Raw genomic sequence first — 21,837 nt, 5'->3', positions numbered from 1 at the left:
GGGAGGTGCCCAGATGAGTGAGCAAGACCTGCAGGACCAACAACCTACCCCTCCGTCCGGCGAAAAGCTGCAGAAAGTGCTGGCACGCATTGGCGTGGGCTCGCGTCGTGACGTCGAGGCCTGGATCAGCCAGGGCCGTATCAAGGTCAACGGTGTCGAGGCCACCCTCGGCCTTCGCGTCGACCTGCACGACGCCATCACCGTTGACGGCAAGCTGATCAAGCGCGTCGAGGCCGCCGAGGCGACCCGCCGCGTGATCATGTACAACAAGCCCGACGGCGAAATCTGCACCCGTGACGACCCGGAAGGCCGCCCGACCGTGTTCGACCGCCTGCCGCGCCCGAAAGAGGGCCGCTGGATCAACATCGGCCGCCTGGACATCAACACCACCGGCCTGCTGCTGTTCACCACCGACGGTGAACTGGCCAACCGCCTGATGCACCCGTCCTACGAGATGGACCGCGAGTACGCCGTGCGCGTGCGCGGTGAGGTCGACGACGACATGGTCGAGCGCCTCAAGGCTGGCGTGATGCTCGAGGACGGCCCGGCCAAGTTCACCGACATCCAGAAGGCTCCGGGTGGTGAAGGCTTCAACCATTGGTACCACTGCGTGGTGATGGAAGGCCGTAACCGTGAAGTGCGTCGCCTGTGGGAGTCGCAAGGCGTGGTGGTCAGCCGCCTGAAGCGCGTGCGTTTCGGCCCGGTGTTCCTCAACTCCGACCTGCCGATGGGCCGCTGGCGCGAAATGAGCCAGGGCGAGATCGATATCCTGGCCGCCGAAGTGGGTCTGCAGCCGGTGGCACTGCCAACGCTGAACCTCAAGGCCAAGGACAAGATGGAGCGCATGCAGCGCAAGTCGACCCGTCCAATGGGCCGTGGCGAGCGTGTGCGCACCCTGCGCCCGGCCGGCGAAGGTCAGGCCGAGCGTCCGGCGCGCGCGCCGCGTGAAGAGGCTGCACCGCGCAAAGGCAACCGTGGCAGTGCGGTGGCTGAGCGTCCGAGTGACATGCGCAAGCGTCCCGCCCGCCCGGACGGTGACAAGCCGGCCGGCCGTGGTCGCGGCAAGCCGCGTGGCTGATCGGCCCGTATAGCGAAAGAGCCAGCCTTCGGGCTGGCTTTTTTGTGCCCGGCGAATTGACGCGATCCTACAGAGGCAAGGCCAGGCACGTGGCCGCAAGATAGCGGCAAATAGCTGATCTCAAAGAAATTTTCCTCGCAAGTGGAAAGTTTTTAGAACGCCTTGTAAGGATTTTTTTACAAATCGCGGCAAAATTCCCAGCCAAACTCGATTTTTCCTGTCTCTGTAAACAGAACTTGCCGCGCCCGCCATCCCAGGGCCTTCCAGCCTCGATCCGCCCCCTTGTCCAAACCCTGCCCACACGTTGATATAGCGCCATTGCCGTGTGCAACGCCTGGCCAAAGAGCCCGGTAACAGAACAACAAATGGAGGCGCCATGTACGCCGATCACTCCGCCTTTTCAGGCCTTCGCCCCAGGACCGCTGCGTTTTTTCCACAGGAAACGATGCAACGCGTTGACGCCTGCGCGTTTGCAGGGGTATACAATGCGCCGCGTTTTACCTGTGACCCCCTTGCGTACCGCGCACTCTTGCTGACACCCGGTTGATTCGCCCTGGGCCCCAGTGCCCACCGCGACAGACCCGTCCAAGAACCCAAGGTAACCACCTTGCCCATTCCGCTGCGCCACGAGCGCGGTGGGTCCGATTCCGTCACAGATAAAAACAAGCAGGTGACTTCGTTCATGAGTGGACATAACTCACAGTCTGGCGAGCTCAAGCGTGGCTTGAAGAACCGCCATATCCAGCTGATCGCCCTGGGCGGCGCCATCGGTACCGGATTGTTCCTCGGCTCGGCCGGCGTGATGAAATCCGCGGGTCCGTCGATGATCCTCGGCTACGCCATCTGCGGCTTCATTGCCTTCATGATCATGCGCCAACTGGGCGAGATGATCGTCGAGGAGCCGGTGGCCGGCTCCTTCAGCCACTTCGCGCACAAGTACTGGGGCGGTTTCGCCGGCTTCCTGTCGGGCTGGAACTGCTGGGTGCTGTACATCCTGGTCGGCATGTCGGAACTGTCGGCGGTGGGCAAGTACGTCCATTACTGGTGGCCGGAGATCCCGACCTGGGTCACCGCGGCAGGCTTCTTCCTGCTGATAAACGCCATCAACCTGATGAACGTGAAGTTCTTCGGCGAGGCCGAGTTCTGGTTCGCCATCATCAAGGTGGCCGCCATCGTCGGCATGATCGGCCTGGGTGCCTACCTGCTGACCAGCGGTAGCGGTGGTCCTGAGGCCACGGTCACCAACCTGTGGGCCCATGGCGGCTTCTTCCCCAATGGAGTCAGCGGCCTGGTGATGGCCCTGGCGTTCATCATGTTCTCCTTCGGTGGCCTGGAAATGCTCGGTTTCACCGCTGCCGAGGCCGACAAGCCGAAGACCGTGATCCCCAAGGCGATCAACCAGGTCATCTACCGCATCCTGATCTTCTATGTCGGTGCGTTGGTTGTACTGCTGTCGCTGACGCCGTGGGACACCCTGGTCGCCAGCATCGACGCCTCCGGTGGCAGCTATGGCAGCAGCCCGTTCGTCCAGGTGTTCTCGCTGCTGGGCAGTGACGTGGCCGCGCATCTGCTGAACTTCGTGGTCCTGACCGCGGCACTGTCGGTCTACAACAGCGGCACTTACTGCAACGCCCGTATGCTGCTGGGCATGGCCGAGCAGGGTGATGCCCCGGCGGCCCTGGCCAAGGTGGACAAGCGCGGTGTGCCGGTGCGTTCGATCCTGGTGTCGGCGGCCGTAACCCTGATCGCGGTGCTGCTCAACTACCTGATGCCGCAAAATGCCCTGGAGCTGCTGATGTCGCTGGTGGTGGCGACCCTGGTGATCAACTGGGCGATGATCAGCTACTCGCACCTGAAGTTCCGCCAGCACCTCGACCGTACCGGCCAGAAGCCGCTGTTCAAGGCGCTGTGGTACCCCTATGGCAACTATGTGGTGCTGGCGTTCGTGGTGTTGATCCTGGGCATCATGCTGCAGATCCCGGGCATCCAGGTGTCGGTGTATGCGATGCCGGTATGGCTGGTGGTGATGTATGTAGCCTATATGCTCAAGAGCAAGCGTGGCTCGCAGGCCAACGGTGCGGCTGGCACTGTTGCCAAGTAAGCGCTGAAGTGGCTTGAAACAAACCCGATGCCGGGCGACTGGCATCGGGTTTTTTGTTGCCTGTGCCGGCCTCATCGCCGGCAAGCCGGCTCCCACAGTGACTGCGATCGCCGTCAACTGTGGGAGCTGGCTTGCCAGCGATGAGGCCTTCAGATCTGTTCGAGCAGCCAACTGCGGAACGCCCGCAACGAAGGCAGCGCCTCATTCCTCGGCGGATAGATCAGGTAGTAACTGCGCTGGCTGGCAAATGCCTCTCCAGGGCTGAACAGCTCTCCATTGGCCAGCTCTTCCTGCACCAGAATGCGTGGCACCAGGCCGATGCCGATGCCGGCGCGCACGGCCTGGATCAGGTGCGAGGTCAGCTCGAAGCTAGGCCCCAGGCGCATCGCGCGGTGGGGCAGGGCGTGATAGGAGAACCATTCGCCCCAGGCATGTGGATTGTTGGCGACATTCAACAGCACTTGCCCGCTGATTCGCGCTGGGCTCCAGTCGGCCTCGTCGCCCGCAGCCCCGGGCGGCAGGATCACCACCAGTTCCTCGGCATGCAGGCGATGGCAGATCAGCCCCGGCAGGTCGTGGCTGGCCACGCCGATGGCCGCGTCGATCTCACTGGTGTCGAAATTGATCGCTTCGATACGTGAATGAATATGCACCAGCATCCCCGGGTGGGCGCTGTAGAACGCATGCAGGCGTGGCAGCAGCCATTTCGAGCCGAAGGTCGGCAGGGTGGCCAGGCGCAGGGTGCCGACCCCGGACTGATAGGCCAGGGCCTGCAAGGTGGCACTGCGGATGCGTCCCAGCGCCTCGCTCAGCTCGCGCTGGTACAGCCGGCCAACGTCGGTCAGTTGCACCTGGCGGCCCTCGCGGCGGAACAGGGTAAGCCCCAGCTGCTGTTCCAGTGCCTGCACCTGGCGACTCACCGCGCTTTGCGTAAGCGAAAGCTCCGCGGCGGCGCGGGTGTAGCTTTCATGTCGGGCGGCGGCCTCGAATGCCAGCAGCAGCGACATCGAAGGGGTGAGGTGGCGGTAATTCATTCATAAAGCTCATTGATAGCGGCAGGAATATCCGTTTGCCCCTGGCGCGAAACTACAGGAACATTGGCACATTCGTCATCCGCTTGAGATCCATTCATGCCGGATGAACAGGAAACGCCCATTTTCTTCGTGGGAGCGGCGCATCGCCGCTGCCAAGATTACAACTGCGCCGCGCCTGAAACCGTGAACAAGCCCATATCAAGAGGCCATCCAACGATGATCGCCCAGCTGCTGCCCCGTGCGCCCGCCGCCGACTACCCTGAATTCCTCGAAGCCCTGAAAAACAGCGGCTTCCGTGGCCAGATCAGCGCCGACTACGGCACCCGTACCGTGCTGGCCACCGACAACTCGATCTACCAGCGCCTGCCCCAGGCGGCGGTGTTCCCGCTGGACGCGGACGATGTGACGCGGGTCGCCACGCTGATGGCCGAACCGCGCTTTCATGGCATCAAGCTCACCCCGCGCGGTGGCGGTACCGGCACCAACGGCCAGTCGCTGACCGACGGTATCGTCGTCGACTTGTCGCGGCACATGAACAAGATCCTCGAAATCAACGTCGAGGAGCGCTGGGTGCGGGTGCAGGCCGGCACGGTCAAGGACCAGCTCAACGCGGCGCTCAAGCCCCACGGGCTGTTCTTCGCCCCCGAGCTGTCCACCTCCAACCGCGCCACCGTGGGCGGCATGATTAACACCGACGCCAGCGGCCAGGGTAGCTGCACCTACGGCAAGACCCGCGACCACGTGCTCGAACTGCACAGCGTGCTGCTCGGTGGCGAACGCCTGCACAGCCTGCCGATCGACGACGCCGCGCTGGAGCAAGCCTGCGCGGCGCCCGGCCGGGTGGGCGAGGTGTACCGCATGGCCCGCGAGATCCAGGAAACCCAGGGCGAGCTGATCGAAAGCACCTTCCCCAAGCTCAACCGCTGCCTGACCGGCTACGATCTGGCGCACCTGCGCGACGAGCAGGGCCGCTTCAACCTCAATAGCGTGCTGTGCGGCGCCGAGGGCTCGCTGGGCTATGTGGTCGAAGCCAAGCTCAATGTGCTGCCGATCCCCAAGTACGCCGTGCTGGTCAACGTGCGCTACACCAGCTTCATGGACGCCCTGCGCGACGCCAATGCGCTGATGGCGCACAAGCCGCTGTCGATCGAGACCGTCGACTCCAAGGTGCTGATGCTGGCGATGAAGGACATCGTCTGGCACAGCGTCGCCGAATACTTCCCGGCCGACCCCGAGCGCCCGACCCTGGGCATCAACCTGGTGGAGTTCTGCGGTGACGAGCCGGACGAGGTCAATGCCCGGGTCCAGGCCTTCGTCGCGCACCTGCAGGCCGACAAGGGTGTCGAGCGCCTGGGCCACACCCTGGCCGAAGGCGCCGAGGCGGTGACCCGCGTCTATGTCATGCGCAAGCGCTCGGTGGGGCTCTTGGGCAACGTCGAAGGCGAAGTGCGCCCGCAGCCGTTCGTCGAGGACACGGCCGTGCCCCCGGAGCAGTTGGCCGATTACATTGCCGACTTCCGCGCGCTGCTGGATGGCTATGGCCTGGCCTACGGCATGTTCGGCCATGTCGATGCCGGCGTGCTGCACGTACGCCCGGCGCTGGACATGAAAGACCCGGCCCAGGCCGCGCTGGTCAAGCCGATCTCCGATGCCGTGGCGGCACTGACCAAAAGCTATGGCGGCCTGCTGTGGGGCGAGCACGGCAAGGGCCTGCGCTCGGAGTACGTGCCGGAGTATTTCGGCGAGCTGTACCCGGCCTTGCAGCGCCTGAAGGGCGCGTTCGACCCGCACAACCAGCTCAACCCGGGCAAGATCTGCACCCCGCCGGACAGCGCCGAAGGCCTGACCCCGGTGGATGGCGTGACCCTGCGCGGCGACCTTGACCGGACCATCGACGAGCGCGTCTGGCAGAGCTTCGGCAGCGCCGTGCACTGCAACGGCAACGGCGCCTGCTACAACTACGACCCCAACGACGCCATGTGCCCGTCGTGGAAGGCCACTCGCGAACGCCAGCACTCGCCCAAGGGCCGCGCTTCGCTGATCCGCGAGTGGCTGCGCCTGCAGGGCGAGGCCAACATCGACGTGCTGGCCGCCGCCCAGCGCAAGGCCTCCTGGCTCAAGGGGCTGCCAGCGCGGCTGCGTAACCGCCGTGCGCAACAGCAGGGGCAGCAGGATTTCTCCCACGAGGTGTACGACGCCATGGCCGGCTGCCTGGCGTGCAAGTCCTGTGCGGGGCAGTGCCCGATCAAGGTCAACGTGCCGGACTTCCGCTCGCGCTTCCTCGAGCTGTACCACGGCCGCTATCAGCGCCCGCTGCGCGATTACCTGATCGGCTCGCTGGAGTTCAGCATTCCTTATCTGGCCCACGCTCCTGGCCTGTACAACGCGGTGATGGGCTCGAAGTGGGTGAGCAAGCTGCTGGCGGACCAGGTCGGCATGGTCGACAGCCCGCTGATCAGCCGCTTCAACTTCCAGTCCACCCTGACCCGCTGCCGCGTGCAGGTGGCCAGTGTGCCGGCCCTGCGCGAGCTGACCCCGGCCCAGCGCGAGCGCAGCGTCGTGCTGGTGCAGGATGCCTTTACCCGTTACTTCGAGACGCCGCTGCTGGCCTCGTTCATCGAGTTGGCCCATCGCCTGGGGCACAAGGTGTTCCTGGCACCGTACAGTGCCAACGGCAAGCCCCTGCACGTGCAGGGCTTCCTCGGCGCCTTCGCCAAGGCGGCCATCCGCAACGGTACTCAGCTCAAGGCCCTGGCCGACTGCGGTGTGCCGCTGGTGGGGCTGGACCCGGCGATGACCCTGGTGTATCGCCAGGAGTACCAGAAGGTCGACGGCCTGGAGGGCTGCCCGCAAGTGCTGCTGCCCCAGGAATGGCTGATGGACGTGCTGCCCGAGCAGGCGCCGGCCAAGGCTGGCAGCTTCCGCCTGATGGCCCACTGCACCGAAAAGACCAATGTGCCGGCCAGCACCAAGCAGTGGGAGCAGGTGTTCGCGCGGATGGGCCTGAAGCTGGTCACCGAGGCCACGGGGTGCTGTGGCATGTCGGGGACCTATGGGCATGAGGCGCGCAACCAGCAAACCTCGAAGACCATCTTCGAGCAGTCCTGGGCGACCAAGCTGGACAAGGACGGCGAGGCGCTGGCGACCGGTTATTCGTGCCGCAGCCAGGTCAAGCGCATGACCGAGAAGCAGTTGCGCCATCCGCTGGAGGTAGTGCTGCAGTTCGCGCAGCGCTGAGCGGCGGTAATCCTGCACCGGCCTCTTCGCGGGTAAACCCGCTCCCACAGGAATTCGCTTTTCTCAAGAAAGGCGCAGTCCCTGTGGGAGCGGGTTTACCCGCGAAGCGGCCGGTGCAGATTTATACCGTTCAGCTGCTCTGGCGCATCCGCCGCGCCTGGCGGTACAGATACAGGCTCAACACCAGCCCGCACGCCGAAGCCCCTGCCGCAAACAGGAACATCGATGCAAAGCCGAACCCCGCCGCCACCGCGCCCACCAATGGCCCGGTAATCCCCAGCGACAGGTCGATGAACAGCGAGTAAGCCCCCACCGCTGCGCCGCGGTTGGCCGCCGATACCTGGTTCACCGCCTCGACGCCCAGCGCCGGGAACACCAGCGAGAAGCCGAAACCACTGAGCGCCGCGCCGGCCAGGGCCATCTCGGCGCTCGGCGCCAGCCACAGCATCAGCAACCCCAGGGTCTCCACCGACAAGCAAACGATTGCCACGCGAAAACCACCCAGCCGGTTGATCATGTTGCCAAACAGCAGCCGCGCACTGATGAAGCTGGCGCCGAACAGGCTCAGGGTCAGCGCCGCGTTGGGCCAGTCACGGCTGGCGTAGTACAGGGTGATGAAGGTGGCGATGGTGCCAAAGCCGATCGAGCCCAGGGCCAGCCCCGAGCCATGGGGGAACACCTTGCCCAGTACTTGCAGGAAGGGCAGGCGCACCCCGCTGACCACCGGCGCTGCGCGCTTGGGCCAGGCCAGCAGCAGGCCGAGCACACCCAGCAGGATGATGCTCGCGCCCATGCTCCACAGCCCAAGGTGCTTGACCATCAGAACCCCCAGAGGAGCGCCGATGGCCAGTGCGCCATAGCTGGCGATGCCGTTCCAGGAAATGACCTTGGCGGTGTTCTGCGAGCCGACCCGGCCGATGCCCCAGCCAATCGAACCCGAGCCCACCAGGCTTTCCGCGCTGCCCAGCACCAGGCGGCCGATCAGCAGGCAGGACAGGCTCAGCCAGGGCCAGGGCGTGAGGAAGTGGCAGGCGAGCATGAATACGCCGCTCAGGCCGCAGCCGGCCAGGCCCCACATCACGGCTTTCTTGCTGCCGAGGTTGTCGATGATGCGGCTGGCGGTGGGGCGGCTGAGCAGGGTGGCCAGGTACTGCACACTGATCACCAGGCCGGCGATGACGGCGCTGAAACCCAGTTGGTTGTGCACATAGCCCGGCAACACGGCAAGGGGGATGCCGATGTTCAGGTAGCCGATGAAGGTGAAGAGGACGATCGAGACGACTTGCAGTGTGACCGCAAGGGGGCGCGGTGAATCGGGCATGGGGCCTTCGATGTATAGAGGTTCTGGACGGTGTGAAAACGCGATGGCGGGGAGTTTCCCACAGGCCAGCCGTTTTCACGCTGTCGGGGTCTGCGCGGTTATTCCTGGTCAGCGCTGGATTGATCGTCACCGTGCGGTTCGACGGCAGGCGTCGGTTCGGCGTGGGCGGCAACGGATTGCTCTTCGGGGTTCAGGCTTGGGAAGGGAAGATTCGGGATTTCATGCATCTCGTCGTTCCTCGCAAGTGTGAGTGAAAAGACTGCGCGTGGCGCGTGTGTGGCTTCGAAAAGCAGGGGCAGGATACAGCAGTGCGGATGACAGTTTGAGATTTTTCCGAGGCATCTGTCGGTTTTTGCGGGCGGATATCGGCCAGGATGGTGAAGCGCCGCCTAGTAAAGGCGGCGCTTCGGTGTAGCGGAGGATCAGGCGATCAATTTTCTGCGCAGGGCAAGAATGGTCTGTGATTCGAGGTTCAGGCCTATGGCCAAGTAGCGTTGCAGGTCGCCGTAGCGGGAATTGACTTCGTCAAGGCCTGTTTGCAGATAGCTGGCATCCACTGTCATGCCGGGTGCGTACAAGGCGGCCATGGCAGGGGGGAGTGTGGCCAGCTTGCGTGCCACTCGCTCGGCGGTATAGGCGTTGGTGGCCAAGTAGTCGCTCATGATCGTGGCATCGTCGGCGCCTGCAATGCTTTGCAGAAGGGCTGCAACCCACCCGGTCCTGTCCTTGCCGGAAGCGCAGTGAAAGATTGCCGGGCCTTCGCATTGGGCGAGTTCGGTGAGCAGTGTGCCGAGCTTCTCACGAACCTGCGGATTGGCAACGAATGCTTTGTTGGCGCCTTGCATCAGCGCTACCACATCGGCAGGGCTTTCGATTTTTACCTTTTCGGCTTCTGGGCCGGTCATGTGGCTCTTCAGCACGTCGATCTGCCTGTAGGCTGCGCCGTCCGGCAGCAGGTCGGGCTCGTTGGCGATCTCATTGGTGGTGCGCAGATCGAAAACATGGGAGATACCCAGGCTGCTCATGACCTGCCAGTCCTCGTCATTGGAGGTGAGAACATTGGCGCGATAGAACATGCCGGGCCTCATTGGCCCGTTGATGGTCTGGTAGGCGTGGTGGGTGCCGGCGACGTCGCGAAAGTTGTCTACGCTGGCAAGCCTCGGGGTACTCAGGTAACCGGCTTCGATGCCTTGGAGTGTTTGCGGCAGGGTGCTGTGCAAAAACATGTGTAGCCTCGTGTTCATTGGTTTGAAGAGGCTAGGTTGCCGGGCGCGGAGTGATCGGGAGAGAGGTAATAACGGCGCGCTTTGGTAGGAAAAGTCGACGCAGACGGAAGGAGGCGTCTTGAATGAGGGAGGTATTTCCCTGCTAAAAAGCAGGGGCACCACATCAGCGGTGCCCTCGTTTTCAGCTGCTGCTGCAGGCGTCGGCGATGGCTGCTGCCAGCTGCTCCAGGCGCTGGGCATCTGCGCCGGCGATATTTGCCCGGCCGGTGCCGACCATGTACACGCTGTGCTTTTCCCGCAGCAGGCGTACCTGCTCCGGATTCAGTCCGGTGTACGAGAACATCCCGCGTTGCGCGGCAATGTGCGCGAAGCGCTCGGCCAGGCCGTGCGGTTCCAGGGCCTTGACCAGCCCTTGGCGCAGCTCGGCGATGCGCTGGCGCATTGCGTCGACTTCTTCGATCCACAGCGCCTTGAGCGCCGGGTCGCCGAGAATCTCGGCCACCACCGCCGCGCCATGATCCGGCGGCGTCGACCACAGGTTGCGGGCGATGAACGCAAGTTGGCTGCGCACGTCCAACAGTTTCTCGGCGTCGTGGCTGCACACCAGCAGGGCGCCGGTACGGTCGCGATACAGGCCGAAGTTCTTCGAGCAGGAGCTGGTGATCAGCAGCTCCGGCAGCTCGGCGGCGAACAGTCGTACCGCCCAGGCATCTTCCTCCAGCCCGTCGCCGAAGCCCTGGTAGGCAAAGTCGATCAGCGGCAGCAGGTTGCGCCGCTTGACGATGTCGAGCACCGCTCGCCAGTCGTCCTGGCTCAGGTCAAAGCCGGTGGGGTTGTGGCAGCAGGCGTGCAACAGCACCACGTCGCCTTCGGGGGCCTGCTCCAGCGTGGCGAGCATGCCGGCGACGTCCAGGCGATTGTCCGTGCCCACGTAGGGGTAGTGGGACACCTTGAGCCCGGCGCCGCCGAAGATGGTCTCGTGGATCGGCCAGGTCGGGTCGCTCAGCCAGATGCCGCGGCCCGGCAGGCAGTGGGCGATGAACTCCGCCGCCAGGCGCAGCGCACCGGTGCCGCCCGGGGTCTGGGTGGCGCCGGCGCGCTGGCTGGTCAGCAGCGGCGAAGCGCTGCCCAGCACCAGTTCGCTGATCAAGCGGCCGAAGGCTGCGTCGCCGTGGCCGCCGATGTAGCTTTTGCTGGCTTGCTGGGCTATCAGGCGTTGTTCGGCCTGCTTGACCGCCGAAGGGATCGGCGTCAGGCCCTGGGCGTCCTTGAATACGCCTACGCCCAGGTCGAACTTGGCCGGATTGGTATCGCGCGCGTAGGCCTCCATCAGCCCGAGGATCGGGTCGCCGGGGACCCGTCCGATCGCCGCGAAATGCATCACTTACGCCCTTCGGCGGTCTCGGCGACCTTGTCGGTGCGGGCGCACATGATGAAATCGTTGCGGTGCAGGCCTTTGATCGAGTGGCTCCACCAGGTCACGGTGACCTTGCCCCACTCGGTCAGCAGGCCTGGGTGGTGGCCTTCGGCTTCGGCGATTTCACCCACGGCGTTGGTGAAGGCCAGGGCGTGCTTGAAGTTCTTGAACAGGAATACGCGCTCGAGCTCCATGTGGCCGTCGCGCACTTCGATGTTCCAGTCCGGGATCTCGCGGATCAGTACCGCCAGTTCTTCATCGGAGACTTTAGGTGCATCGGCGCGGCAGGCTTCGCAGTGGGCTTGGTTCAAGGCATTCATGGTGAGTATTTTCCGTTTTGAGTTGTTATCGACGAAGGTGGCTCAGGCGGCGACCTTGGGTGGAAACTTCGGTGCGTGCAGGCCCAGCTGCATGGCCTGGTGGACCATGGTCATGATGTCTTCGTGGGCCAAGTCGAACAGGCGCTTCATGTTCGGCAGGACGAAGTACAGGGGCTGCAGGATATCGATGCGGTACGGCGTGCGCATGGCTTCGATCGGGTCGAAGGCCTGGTGCTCGGGTTCGCCGGACAGGCTGTAGACGGTCTCTTTCGGCGAGGAGAGGATGCCGCCGCCGTAGATCTTGCGACCTTGCGGAGTTTCCATCAGGCCGAATTCGATGGTCATCCAGTACAGCCGCGCCAGGTAAACGCGTTGTTCCTTGGTGGCCGCCAGACCCAGCTTGCCGTAGGTGTGGGTGAACTCGGCGAAGAACGGGTTGGTCAGCAGCGGGCAGTGGCCGAAGATCTCGTGGAAGATGTCGGGCTCTTGCAGGTAGTCGAGTTCTTCCGGGGTGCGGATGAAAGTGGCGACCGGGAAACGCTTGCTGGCCAGCAGTTCGAAGAAGGTCTGGAAGGGGATCAGTGCCGGTACGCGGGCAACCTGCCAGCCAGTGGTGGCGCCGAGTACCTTGTTGACTTCGCCCAGTTGCGGGATGCGGTCATGGGGCAGCTTGAGCTGCTCGATGCCGTCCAGGTATTCCTGGCAGGCGCGGCCTTCGATGACTTTCAGCTGGCGGGTAATCAGGGTGTTCCACACCGCGTGCTCTTGCTGCGGGTAGTCGATAAACCCTTGCGCATCGGGCTCGCGGGCCACGTATTGCGTCTGTTTCATGCGGCGCTCCTGGTGAGGGCTTTCTTGTTATGTGCAGGACATGCATTAGGAATATCCCTACATCCTCCACTTTGCACGGGGTCGCGAGCCGCTATCGGGCGTCTGCTGTATCGGATTTTGTAACGATAATTTTACAAAAGCCCTGTCATCCCGGAAAATCACGGACATCGAGCTGGCCTTCAAGTGGATTTTGTCAGCTTATCTTTACGACTTTTCCGCGTGCCGAAGAAAAACTTCGGTCGCTTCGAGAGCTTTCATGCGTATCAAAGTGCACTGCCAGAACCGCATCGGGATCCTGCGCGACATCCTCAACCTGCTGGTGGAGTACGGCATCAACGTGCTGCGCGGCGAGGTGGGGGGCGATCATGGCAACGCCATCTACCTGCACTGCCCGAACCTGATCAATATCCAGTTCCAGGCCTTGCGGCCGAAGTTCGAAGCGATCGCCGGGGTGTTCGGGGTCAAGCGGGTCGGGCTGATGCCCAGCGAGCGCCGGCACATGGAGCTCAATGCCTTGCTCGGGGCGCTGGACTTCCCGGTGCTGTCCATCGACATGGGCGGCAGCATCGTGGCCGCCAACCGCAGCGCGGCGCAGCTGCTCGGGGTGCGGGTCGATGAGGTGCCGGGCCTGCCGCTTTCACGCTATGTCGAGGACTTCGACCTGCCGGAGCTGGTGCGCGCCAACAAGTCGCGCATCAACGGCCTGCGCATCAAGGTCAAGGGTGACGTGTTCCTGGCCGACATCGCGCCGCTGCAGTCGGAGCACGACGAAAGCGAGGCGCTGGCCGGCGCGGTATTGACCCTGCATCGCGCCGACCGCATCGGCGAGCGCATCTACAACGTGCGCAAGCAGGAGCTGCGCGGGTTCGACAGCATCTTCCAGAGCTCGCGAGTGATGGCGGCGGTGGTGCGCGAGGCCCGGCGCATGGCGCCGTTGGATGCGCCGCTGCTGATCGAGGGCGAAACCGGTACCGGCAAGGAGCTGCTGGCCCGCGCCTGCCACCTGGCCAGCCCGCGTGGCCAGGCGCCATTGATGGCGCTCAACTGCGCCGGCCTGCCGGAGTCGATGGCCGAAACCGAACTGTTCGGTTACGGGCCGGGGGCATTCGAGGGCGCGCGTGCCGAAGGCAAGCTCGGGCTTTTGGAGCTGACCGCAGGCGGCACCTTGTTCCTCGACGGGGTAGGGGAGATGAGCCCGCGCCTGCAGGTGAAGCTGCTGCGTTTCCTGCAGGACGGTTGCTTCCGCCGGGTGGGTAGCGATGAGGAGGTTTACCTGGACGTACGCGTGATCTGTGCCACTCAGGTCGACCTGTCCGAGCTGTGTGCCCGTGGGGAGTTCCGCCAGGACCTCTACCACCGGCTCAACGTGCTGTCGCTGCACATCCCGCCGCTGCGCGAGTGCATGGATGGGTTGGAGGGGTTGGTGCAGCACTTTCTCGACCAGGCCAGCCGGCAGATTGGTTGCCCGATGCCGCGGCTGGCGCCTGCAGCGATGGACAAACTCAGTCAGTACCATTGGCCAGGCAACGTTCGGCAACTGGAGAACGTGTTGTTCCAGGCCGTGTCGTTGTGCGAAGGCGGGATAGTGAAGAGCGAACATATCCGTTTGCCGGATTATGGTGCGCGCCAGCCGTTGGGCGAATTTTCGCTGGACGGTGATCTTGCGCAGATTGTCGGGCGTTTTGAAAAGGCGGTACTTGAAAGTTTGATGAGTGAATATTCAAGTAGCCGGGCGTTGGGCAAAAGACTGGGTGTTTCCCATACGACGATTGCCAACAAGTTGCGTGATTATTCACTTAACAAGTCGGCTGACTAATTTCAGAAAGTTGTGGCATTCAGTAATTTCGCGGCTAAAGCCGCTCCCGCAGGGATTAGGAGAACCTGTGGGAGCGGCTTTAGCCGCGAAAGGGCCCCGGTGGGGCCCCAATTCACGGGATCAGCCGTTGGAGCAACCGTTACCCATCACGCGGTATTCGAGAATGTGCTTCTGGCCCTGGGAGTCCTCGTAAGTCATACGGGCCGGCACCACTTCGCAGACATTGGGCACTTCGCTCATGGAAATAACGCGGGCGATGTCCAGGTGCTGCGAATAATTGTACTGTTCAACCGGAATCTGCTCGGCATCTTTTGCCTCGCCGGCCAGTGCCGCGCCGCAAAGACTGCCAAGTACCAATACCAGTAAAGCTTTCATTTTCTATTTACCTGTCTAAGGTCGTGAGGGGGCACGCGGCGCTTGTGGCGCCGCGAGTACAACGGTTGTTCAACTATCAGGATGAGGTGCGGATCAACTTTGCCTTCGTGGGGGCTGTAACCAGAAGTTAATCGCGTTGCCGTTGCTGGCGAGTTGAATTTTAGGAGCGTGGCCGCGGCCGAAACAGAGGGGGTTTTGATAAAGTCTTTTGACAGAATCTGTAACAATCCCTTGGCAGCATGCTCCGGTTTTTCTCGCGGATGGCTGTGTGCCATGAGTTAGAGCGGTCGAGCCTGATGGGGCGGGCATCGGTGGGGCGCGTTACTACCAACGTCGAATGGCTTTTGCCGCTCTGGTACAGTTACAAACGGTTCCATACAAAAACAACTATTACACCGAGGTAACACAGATGAGTGCGGCTCCACTGTATCCCGTTCGTCCCGAGGTTGCGGCCACTACCCTGACCGACGAGGCCACCTACAAGGCCATGTACCAGCAGTCTGTGATCAACCCGGACGGCTTCTGGCGCGAGCAGGCCCAGCGCCTGGACTGGATCAAGCCCTTCACCAAGGTCAAGCAGACCTCGTTCGACGACCACCATGTCGATATCAAGTGGTTCGCCGACGGCACTCTGAACGTTTCCTCCAACTGCCTGGACCGCCACCTCGAAGAGCGCGGCGACCAGTTGGCGATCATCTGGGAGGGCGACGACCCTTCCGAGCACCGCAACATTACCTACCGCGAGCTTCACGAGCAGGTCTGCAAGTTCGCCAACGCCCTGCGTGGCCAGGACGTGCACCGTGGTGACGTGGTCACCATCTATATGCCGATGATTCCCGAGGCGGTGGTGGCCATGCTGGCCTGTGCCCGTATCGGTGCGATCCACTCGGTGGTGTTCGGTGGCTTCTCGCCAGAGGCCCTGGCCGGGCGCATCATCGACTGCAAGTCGAAAGTGGTGATCACCGCCGACGAAGGTGTGCGCGGCGGCCGTCGTACCCCGCTCAAGGGCAACGTCGACCTGGCCCTGACCAACCCTGAAACCAGCAGCGTGCAGAAGATCATCGTGTGCAAGCGCACCGGCGGCGACATCGCCTGGCACCAGCACCGCGACATCTGGTACGAGGACCTGATGAAGGTCGCCTCCAGCCACTGCGCGCCGAAAGAGATGGGTGCCGAAGAGGCGCTGTTCATCCTTTATACCTCCGGCTCCACCGGCAAGCCGAAGGGTGTGCTGCACACTACCGGTGGCTACCTGGTGTATGCCGCGCTCACCCATGAGCGGGTGTTCGACTACCGCCCGGGCGAGGTGTACTGGTGCACCGCCGACGTGGGTTGGGTGACTGGCCACAGCTATATCGTCTATGGCCCGCTGGCCAATGGCGCCACCACGCTATTGTTCGAAGGTGTGCCGAACTACCCGGACATCACCCGCGTGTCGAAGATCGTCGACAAGCACAAGGTCAACATCCTCTACACCGCGCCGACCGCGATCCGCGCCATGATGGCTGAGGGCGAAGCCGCCGTGGCCGGCGCCGATGGTTCCAGCCTGCGTCTGTTGGGTTCGGTGGGCGAGCCGATCAACCCGGAGGCCTGGAACTGGTACTACAAGACCGTCGGCAAGCAGCGCTGCCCGATCGTCGACACCTGGTGGCAGACCGAGACCGGGGGGGTGCTGATCAGCCCGCTGCCGGGCGCTACCGCGCTCAAGCCGGGTTCGGCGACCCGCCCATTCTTCGGTGTGGTGCCGGCCCTGGTGGACAACCTGGGCAACCTGATCGATGGCGCGGCCGAAGGCAACCTGGTGATTCTCGATTCGTGGCCAGGCCAGTCGCGCTCGCTGTATGGCGACCACGACCGCTTTGTCGACACCTACTTCAAGACCTTCCGTGGCATGTACTTCACCGGTGACGGCGCCCGTCGCGACGAGGACGGCTACTACTGGATCACCGGCCGTGTGGATGACGTGCTGAACGTGTCCGGCCACCGCATGGGCACTGCCGAGATCGAAAGCGCCATGGTTGCCCACCCGAAAGTGGCCGAGGCCGCGGTGGTGGGTGTGCCGCACGACATCAAGGGGCAGGGCATCTATGTCTATGTCACCCTCAATGCCGGCGAGGAATCGAGCGAGCAACTGCGCCTGGAGCTGAAGAACTGGGTGCGCAAGGAGATCGGCCCGATCGCTTCGCCGGACGTGATCCAGTGGGCGCCGGGGCTGCCGAAAACCCGCTCGGGCAAGATCATGCGCCGCATCCTGCGCAAGATTGCCACGGCCGAGTACGACGCGCTGGGTGATATCTCCACCCTGGCCGACCCGGGTGTGGTGCAGCACCTGATCGATACCCACAAGGCGATGAGCCTGGCTTCGGCCTGATCTGCCTGATCGAGGGCTTGCCCCGCGACTGCCTCCCATCAAAGCAAACCCCGCCGGGCAACCGGCGGGGTTTTTGCTTTACTGGATGGACTGTTACCCGACATTCATCGGTAACCGTGCCTGTAGGTGGTTTCGCACAGAAATGGGGCTTGAGGAAACAATCTGTGGCCTATCGCGGTGCGATCTTTCAGCCATTTCATGCACCGTAGCACGCTGCACTTGCCGGAATACAAGGGTTTGCCAATAATAGGCGCGCTTATTGCTTTGGATATAGGTTATTTCTCTTTTGCTCTTGCATAATCAGCGAGAGCTGTCAATATCGCCCGCCGCGGTTTCAAGCGCTTCTGTAACTAGTTGTCGCTTTGAAGAAATATCGACTACCGGGCTGTCGCTAAAATGCCACTCACTCGCTCGTGGTCTGCGACCTTGGTCGAAACCTGCGCGGCTCGCGTTGTACCCATTCGCATATCGGGCAGCCGTTACACCTGCCTTGTATTGCCCCGTACCGATGGAGTTACCTGATGAAGAAGCTTGCACTGCTTGGCGCCCTGGCGCTTTCCGTGTTTTCCCTGGTATCGCAGGCCGATGAGAAGCCGTTGAAGATCGGTATCGAGGCCGCCTACCCACCCTTCGCCTTCAAGCAACCCGACGGCAGCATCGCCGGCTTCGACTACGACATCGGCAACGCCCTGTGCGAAGAGATGAAAGCCAAGTGCACCTGGGTCGAGCAGGAATTCGATGGTCTGATCCCGGCACTGAAAGTGCGCAAGATCGACGCCATCCTGTCGTCCATGTCGATCACTGACGATCGCAAGAAGTCGGTTGACTTCACCAAACGCTACTACCTCACCCCGGCTCGCCTGGTGATGAAGGAAGGTACTGCCGTCAGCGAAAGCCTGGACGAGCTCAAGGGCAAGAAAATCGGTGTGCAGCGCGGTTCGATTCACGACCGCTTCGCCAAGGAAGTCCTGGCTGCGAAAGGCGCCACCGTCGTGCCTTACGGCACTCAGAACGAAATCTACCTGGACGTCGCGGCCGGTCGCCTCGACGGCACCGTGGCCGATGCCACCCTGCTCGAAGACGGCTTCCTGAAAACCGACGCCGGCAAGGGCTTCGCCTTCGTCGGCCCGGCATTCACCGACTCCAAGTACTTCGGTGACGGCATTGGTATCGCCGTGCGCAAGGGCGACAAGGAAAACGCCGACCGCCTCAATGCGGCCATCGACGCTATCCGCAAGAACGGCAAGTACAAAGAGATCGAGAAGAAGTACTTCAACTTCGACATCTACGGCCCTGACGCTCAGTAAGACGTAGGGTTTCACCTGTGCAATGGTGCAAACAGCAGAATCTCTGAGGTTTGCACCATTTTTCATTCCCAAGCCCTGAGGAATTGCAATCATGTTGAAAGGCTATGGGGCAGTCATCCTCGATGGGGCGTGGCTGACGCTGCAGCTCGCCCTTTCGTCGATGGCCCTGGCCATCGTCCTCGGCCTGATCGGTGTGGCGCTGCGCTTGTCGCCGGTGCGCTGGTTGGCCTGGCTGGGTGACCTTTATTCCACGGTGATCCGTGGTATCCCTGACCTGGTGTTGATCCTGCTGATCTTCTACGGCGGCCAGGACCTGCTCAATCGGCTGGCACCGCTGCTGGGCTATGACGACTACATCGACCTGAACCCGCTGGTGGCCGGTATCGGCACCCTGGGCTTCATCTTCGGGGCCTACTTGTCGGAAACCTTCCGCGGCGCCTTCCTGGGCATCCCCAAGGGGCAGGCCGAGGCCGGTGCGGCGTATGGCATGAGCAACCTGCAGGTGTTCTTCCGCATCATGGTGCCGCAGATGATCCGCCTGGCGATCCCGGGTTTCACCAACAACTGGCTGGTGCTGACCAAGGCGACCGCGCTGATTTCGGTGGTCGGCCTGCAGGACATGATGTTCAAGGCCAAGCAGGCGGCCGATGCCACCCGCGAACCCTTCACCTTCTTCCTGGCGGTGGCGGCGCTGTACCTGGTATTGACCAGTGTCTCGCTGCTGGCGCTGAAGTACCTCGAGAAGCGCTACTCGGTTGGCGTCAAGGTGGTTGAACTATGATCTTTGACTACAACGTCATCTGGGAAGCCATGCCGCTGTACTTGGGCGGCCTGTTGACCACGCTGAAGCTGCTGGCGCTGTCGCTGCTGTTCGGCCTGCTGGCGGCCATCCCGCTGGGCTTGATGCGGGTTTCGAAACAACCGGTGGTGAACATGACCGCCTGGCTGTACACCTACGTCATTCGCGGCACGCCGATGCTGGTGCAGCTGTTCCTGATCTACTACGGCCTGGCCCAGTTCGAGGCGGTGCGCGAAAGCTTCCTGTGGCCATGGCTGTCCAGCGCGACCTTCTGCGCCTGCCTGGCGTTCGCCATCAACACCAGCGCCTACACCGCCGAGATCATCGCCGGCAGCCTCAAGGCCACGCCCCATGGCGAGATCGAGGCCGCCAAGGCGATCGGCATGTCGCGCTTCAAGATGTACCGTCGCATCCTGCTGCCGTCGGCGCTGCGCCGGGCGTTGCCGCAGTACAGCAACGAGGTGATCATGATGCTGCAGACCACCAGCCTGGCGTCGATCGTCACCCTGATCGACATCACCGGTGCTGCGCGCACGGTCAATGCCCAGTATTACCTGCCTTTCGAGGCCTACATCACGGCGGGCGTGTTCTACCTGTGCCTGACCTTCATCCTGGTGCGCCTGTTCAAGATGGCCGAACGCCGCTGGCTCGGCTACCTGGCGCCGCGCAAGCACTGACCGCTCTGTGAGAACCGACAGCATGTACAAACTTCAAATCCAAGACCTGCACAAGCGCTACGGCAGCCACGAGGTGCTCAAGGGCATCTCCCTCGAAGCCAAGGCAGGCGACGTGATCAGCATCATCGGCTCCAGTGGCTCGGGCAAATCGACCTTCCTGCGTTGCATCAACATGCTCGAGCAGCCCCATGCCGGGCGGATCCTGCTCAACAATGAAGAGCTCAAGCTGGTGGCCGGCAAGGACGGCGCGCTCAAGGCCGCCGACCCGAAACAGTTGCAGCGCATGCGTTCGCGGCTGTCGATGGTGTTCCAGCACTTCAACCTGTGGTCGCACATGACTGCGCTGGAGAACGTCATCGAGGCCCCGGTGCACGTGCTGGGGGTGAACAAGAAGGAAGCGCTTGAAAAGGCCGAGCACTACCTGAACAAGGTTGGTGTCGCTCATCGCAAGGATGCATTCCCCGGGCACATGTCCGGCGGCGAGCAGCAGCGTGTGGCCATCGCCCGCGCCCTGGCCATGGAACCCGAGGTCATGCTGTTCGACGAGCCGACCTCGGCATTGGACCCTGAGCTGGTGGGCGATGTGCTCAAGGTGATGCAGTCGCTGGCCCAGGAAGGCCGCACCATGGTGGTGGTCACCCACGAGATGGGCTTTGCCCGGGAAGTCTCCAACCAGCTGGTGTTCCTGCACAAAGGCCTGGTGGAAGAGCGCGGCTGCCCGCGTGAAGTGCTGGTCAATCCGCAGTCCGAGCGACTCAAGCAGTTCCTCTCCGGTAGCCTCAAGTAAAGGCTGCACTTTGCACCATAATGGGGCATGCTGCGCAACGCGCGCGGCATGCCTTGGCGCCACGAGCGCGAACCTTCCCCTCCAGGTTTCGGACCACGCCCTATGACCACCCAGCGAATCGGATTTCTCATCTGGCCCAGCACCAAGCCGCTGACCCTGGCGTTGGCCGACGAGGTGTTGCAGGTGGCCCAACGGGTGCATCCGGAGGTGGTCTACGAGCTGGTCTACTTGCAGGCCGAAGCCGGGCAGGAGGGCGCCTGGCGCCTGCCGGGCGAGGCCTGGAACGGCCGCCTGGAAGGTTGCCAGAAGTTGTTCCTGCTGGCCGACGAACCGCCGGCTGCGATCAGCTCGGCGCTTTCGGCTGCGCTCAAGCAGCTGGCGCGTAGTGGCTGCATGGTCGGTGGCCTGTCCGCCGGGGTCTATCCGCTGGCGGCGATGGGGCTGCTCGATGGTTACCGCGCTGCGGTGCACTGGCGCTGGCAGGACGATTTTGCCGAGCGGTTCCCCAAGGTGATCGCCACCAGCCACCTGTTCGACTGGGATCGGGACCGCCTGACCGCCTGTGGCGGCATGGCGGTGACCGACCTGTTGCTGGCGGTGCTGGCGCGTGACCACGGCGCCGAACTGGCCGGTGCGGTCTCCGAAGAGTTGGTGGTCGAACGCATTCGTGAAGGGGGGGAGCGCCAGCGTATTCCGCTGCAGAACCGCCTGGGTTCCAGCCATCCGAAGCTCACCCAGGCGGTGCTGCTGATGGAGGCCAATATCGAAGAGCCGCTGACCACCGACGAGATTGCCCAGCATGTGTGCGTGTCCCGTCGCCAGTTGGAGCGGATCTTCAAGCAGTACCTCAACCGGGTGCCCAGCCAGTATTACCTGGAGCTGCGCCTGAACAAGGCGCGGCAGATGCTGATGCAGACCAGCAAGTCGATCATCCAGATTGGCCTGTCATGCGGGTTCTCCTCCGGGCCGCATTTCTCCAGTGCGTACCGCAACTTCTTTGGCGCCACGCCGCGTGAAGACCGCAACCAGCGGCGCAGCAGCAGCCCGTTCGAACTCAGCTCGGCGCCGGCCGAAAAGGGCTGATTTCTCTATTGCCTGTGGCGGCCCTTTCGCGGGTAAACCCGCTCCCACAGGATCTGT

18 protein-coding genes are annotated in these 21,837 nt (G+C 63.0%); 10 read left to right on the top strand and 8 right to left on the bottom strand.

All coding sequences use genetic code 11. The annotated features are described in order from the left end of the window. Positions 1-13: 13 nt before the first annotated feature. Both rluB and EJA05_RS20455 read left to right on the top strand, forming a co-directional pair. The gene (rluB, locus tag EJA05_RS20460) at positions 14-1,078 is read left to right on the top strand and encodes a 23S rRNA pseudouridine(2605) synthase RluB (RefSeq protein WP_125859563.1); all 1,065 of its coding nucleotides are present in this window, start codon (positions 14-16) and stop codon (positions 1,076-1,078) included. Positions 1,079-1,760: 682 nt separating this feature from the next. Further along, on the top strand, positions 1,761-3,179 hold the full coding sequence (locus EJA05_RS20455; RefSeq protein WP_110991931.1) for an amino acid permease: 1,419 nt from the start codon (positions 1,761-1,763) through the stop codon (positions 3,177-3,179). A 149-nt stretch (positions 3,180-3,328) separates the two neighbouring features. On the opposite strand, the gene EJA05_RS20450 is transcribed toward EJA05_RS20455, so the two are convergent. After that, complete coding sequence (locus tag EJA05_RS20450; RefSeq protein ID WP_125859562.1) at positions 3,329-4,213, bottom strand: LysR substrate-binding domain-containing protein; 885 nt, start codon at positions 4,211-4,213, stop codon at positions 3,329-3,331. Between the two features lie 216 nt (positions 4,214-4,429). Between EJA05_RS20450 and ydiJ the strand changes: the two genes are divergently transcribed. Next, the gene (gene ydiJ, locus EJA05_RS20445) at positions 4,430-7,450 is read left to right on the top strand and encodes a D-2-hydroxyglutarate dehydrogenase YdiJ (protein WP_125859561.1); all 3,021 of its coding nucleotides are present in this window, start codon (positions 4,430-4,432) and stop codon (positions 7,448-7,450) included. A 130-nt stretch (positions 7,451-7,580) separates the two neighbouring features. On the opposite strand, the gene EJA05_RS20440 is transcribed toward ydiJ, so the two are convergent. The 6 genes from EJA05_RS20440 to phhA all read right to left on the bottom strand — a co-directional run bounded on the left by EJA05_RS20440 (position 7,581) and on the right by phhA (position 12,565). Next, positions 7,581-8,771: an MFS transporter gene (locus EJA05_RS20440; RefSeq protein WP_125465037.1), complete on the bottom strand. Its 1,191-nt coding sequence runs from the start codon at positions 8,769-8,771 to the stop codon at positions 7,581-7,583. A gap of 98 nt (positions 8,772-8,869) precedes the next feature. Beyond that, positions 8,870-8,998 carry a hypothetical protein gene (locus tag EJA05_RS28620; RefSeq protein ID WP_256671375.1) on the bottom strand — a complete coding sequence of 43 codons (129 nt, stop codon included), beginning with the start codon at positions 8,996-8,998 and terminating at the stop codon, positions 8,870-8,872. Between the two features lie 195 nt (positions 8,999-9,193). Next, entirely contained in the window at positions 9,194-9,997 is an 804-nt protein-coding gene (locus EJA05_RS20435) for a tyrosine-protein phosphatase (RefSeq protein ID WP_190306011.1), read from the bottom strand. A gap of 181 nt (positions 9,998-10,178) precedes the next feature. Further along, positions 10,179-11,378 carry an amino acid aminotransferase gene (locus tag EJA05_RS20430; RefSeq protein WP_125859559.1) on the bottom strand — a complete coding sequence of 400 codons (1,200 nt, stop codon included), beginning with the start codon at positions 11,376-11,378 and terminating at the stop codon, positions 10,179-10,181. Then, positions 11,378-11,734, bottom strand: a complete 357-nt coding sequence (locus EJA05_RS20425; protein ID WP_125465035.1) for a 4a-hydroxytetrahydrobiopterin dehydratase — start codon at positions 11,732-11,734, stop codon at positions 11,378-11,380. Before EJA05_RS20425 ends, EJA05_RS20430 begins: the two co-directional genes overlap by 1 nt. Positions 11,735-11,776: 42 nt before the next feature. Continuing rightward, positions 11,777-12,565: a phenylalanine 4-monooxygenase gene (phhA, locus tag EJA05_RS20420; protein ID WP_125859558.1), complete on the bottom strand. Its 789-nt coding sequence runs from the start codon at positions 12,563-12,565 to the stop codon at positions 11,777-11,779. 256 nt (positions 12,566-12,821) lie between these two features. Between phhA and EJA05_RS20415 the strand changes: the two genes are divergently transcribed. After that, positions 12,822-14,381 (top strand): sigma-54-dependent transcriptional regulator, encoded by a 1,560-nt coding sequence (locus EJA05_RS20415; protein WP_125859557.1) that lies wholly within the window; start codon positions 12,822-12,824, stop codon positions 14,379-14,381. A gap of 120 nt (positions 14,382-14,501) precedes the next feature. Here EJA05_RS20415 and EJA05_RS20410 read toward each other — a convergent pair whose 3' ends face one another. Next, positions 14,502-14,756, bottom strand: coding sequence for a DUF2790 domain-containing protein (locus tag EJA05_RS20410; RefSeq protein WP_125859556.1), 255 nt, complete (start codon positions 14,754-14,756; stop codon positions 14,502-14,504). 409 nt (positions 14,757-15,165) lie between these two features. On the opposite strand from EJA05_RS20410, the gene acs reads away from it, so the two are divergent. From acs to argR, 6 genes are all read left to right on the top strand, one after another. Next, positions 15,166-17,127 carry an acetate--CoA ligase gene (gene acs / locus EJA05_RS20405; protein WP_110991923.1) on the top strand — a complete coding sequence of 654 codons (1,962 nt, stop codon included), beginning with the start codon at positions 15,166-15,168 and terminating at the stop codon, positions 17,125-17,127. 521 nt (positions 17,128-17,648) lie between these two features. Next, positions 17,649-18,434 carry an ABC transporter substrate-binding protein gene (locus tag EJA05_RS20400; protein ID WP_125465031.1) on the top strand — a complete coding sequence of 262 codons (786 nt, stop codon included), beginning with the start codon at positions 17,649-17,651 and terminating at the stop codon, positions 18,432-18,434. Between the two features lie 91 nt (positions 18,435-18,525). After that, a complete protein-coding gene (locus EJA05_RS20395) occupies positions 18,526-19,215 on the top strand; it encodes an ABC transporter permease (RefSeq protein ID WP_110991921.1) in 690 nt (229 codons plus the stop codon). Then, positions 19,212-19,910, top strand: coding sequence for an ABC transporter permease (locus EJA05_RS20390; protein WP_110991920.1), 699 nt, complete (start codon positions 19,212-19,214; stop codon positions 19,908-19,910). Before EJA05_RS20395 ends, EJA05_RS20390 begins: the two co-directional genes overlap by 4 nt. Positions 19,911-19,932: 22 nt before the next feature. Then, a complete protein-coding gene (locus tag EJA05_RS20385) occupies positions 19,933-20,697 on the top strand; it encodes an ABC transporter ATP-binding protein (protein ID WP_110991919.1) in 765 nt (254 codons plus the stop codon). 102 nt (positions 20,698-20,799) lie between these two features. After that, complete coding sequence (gene argR, locus EJA05_RS20380; RefSeq protein WP_125465030.1) at positions 20,800-21,780, top strand: transcriptional regulator ArgR; 981 nt, start codon at positions 20,800-20,802, stop codon at positions 21,778-21,780. Positions 21,781-21,837 lie beyond the last annotated feature (57 nt).

Source organism: Pseudomonas oryziphila (assembly GCF_003940825.1).
GTDB classification, from domain to species: Bacteria; Pseudomonadota; Gammaproteobacteria; order Pseudomonadales; family Pseudomonadaceae; genus Aquipseudomonas; species Aquipseudomonas sichuanensis.
Note: the sequence above shows the minus strand (reverse complement) of the source record. Positions and strands in the feature narration are given on the sequence as shown.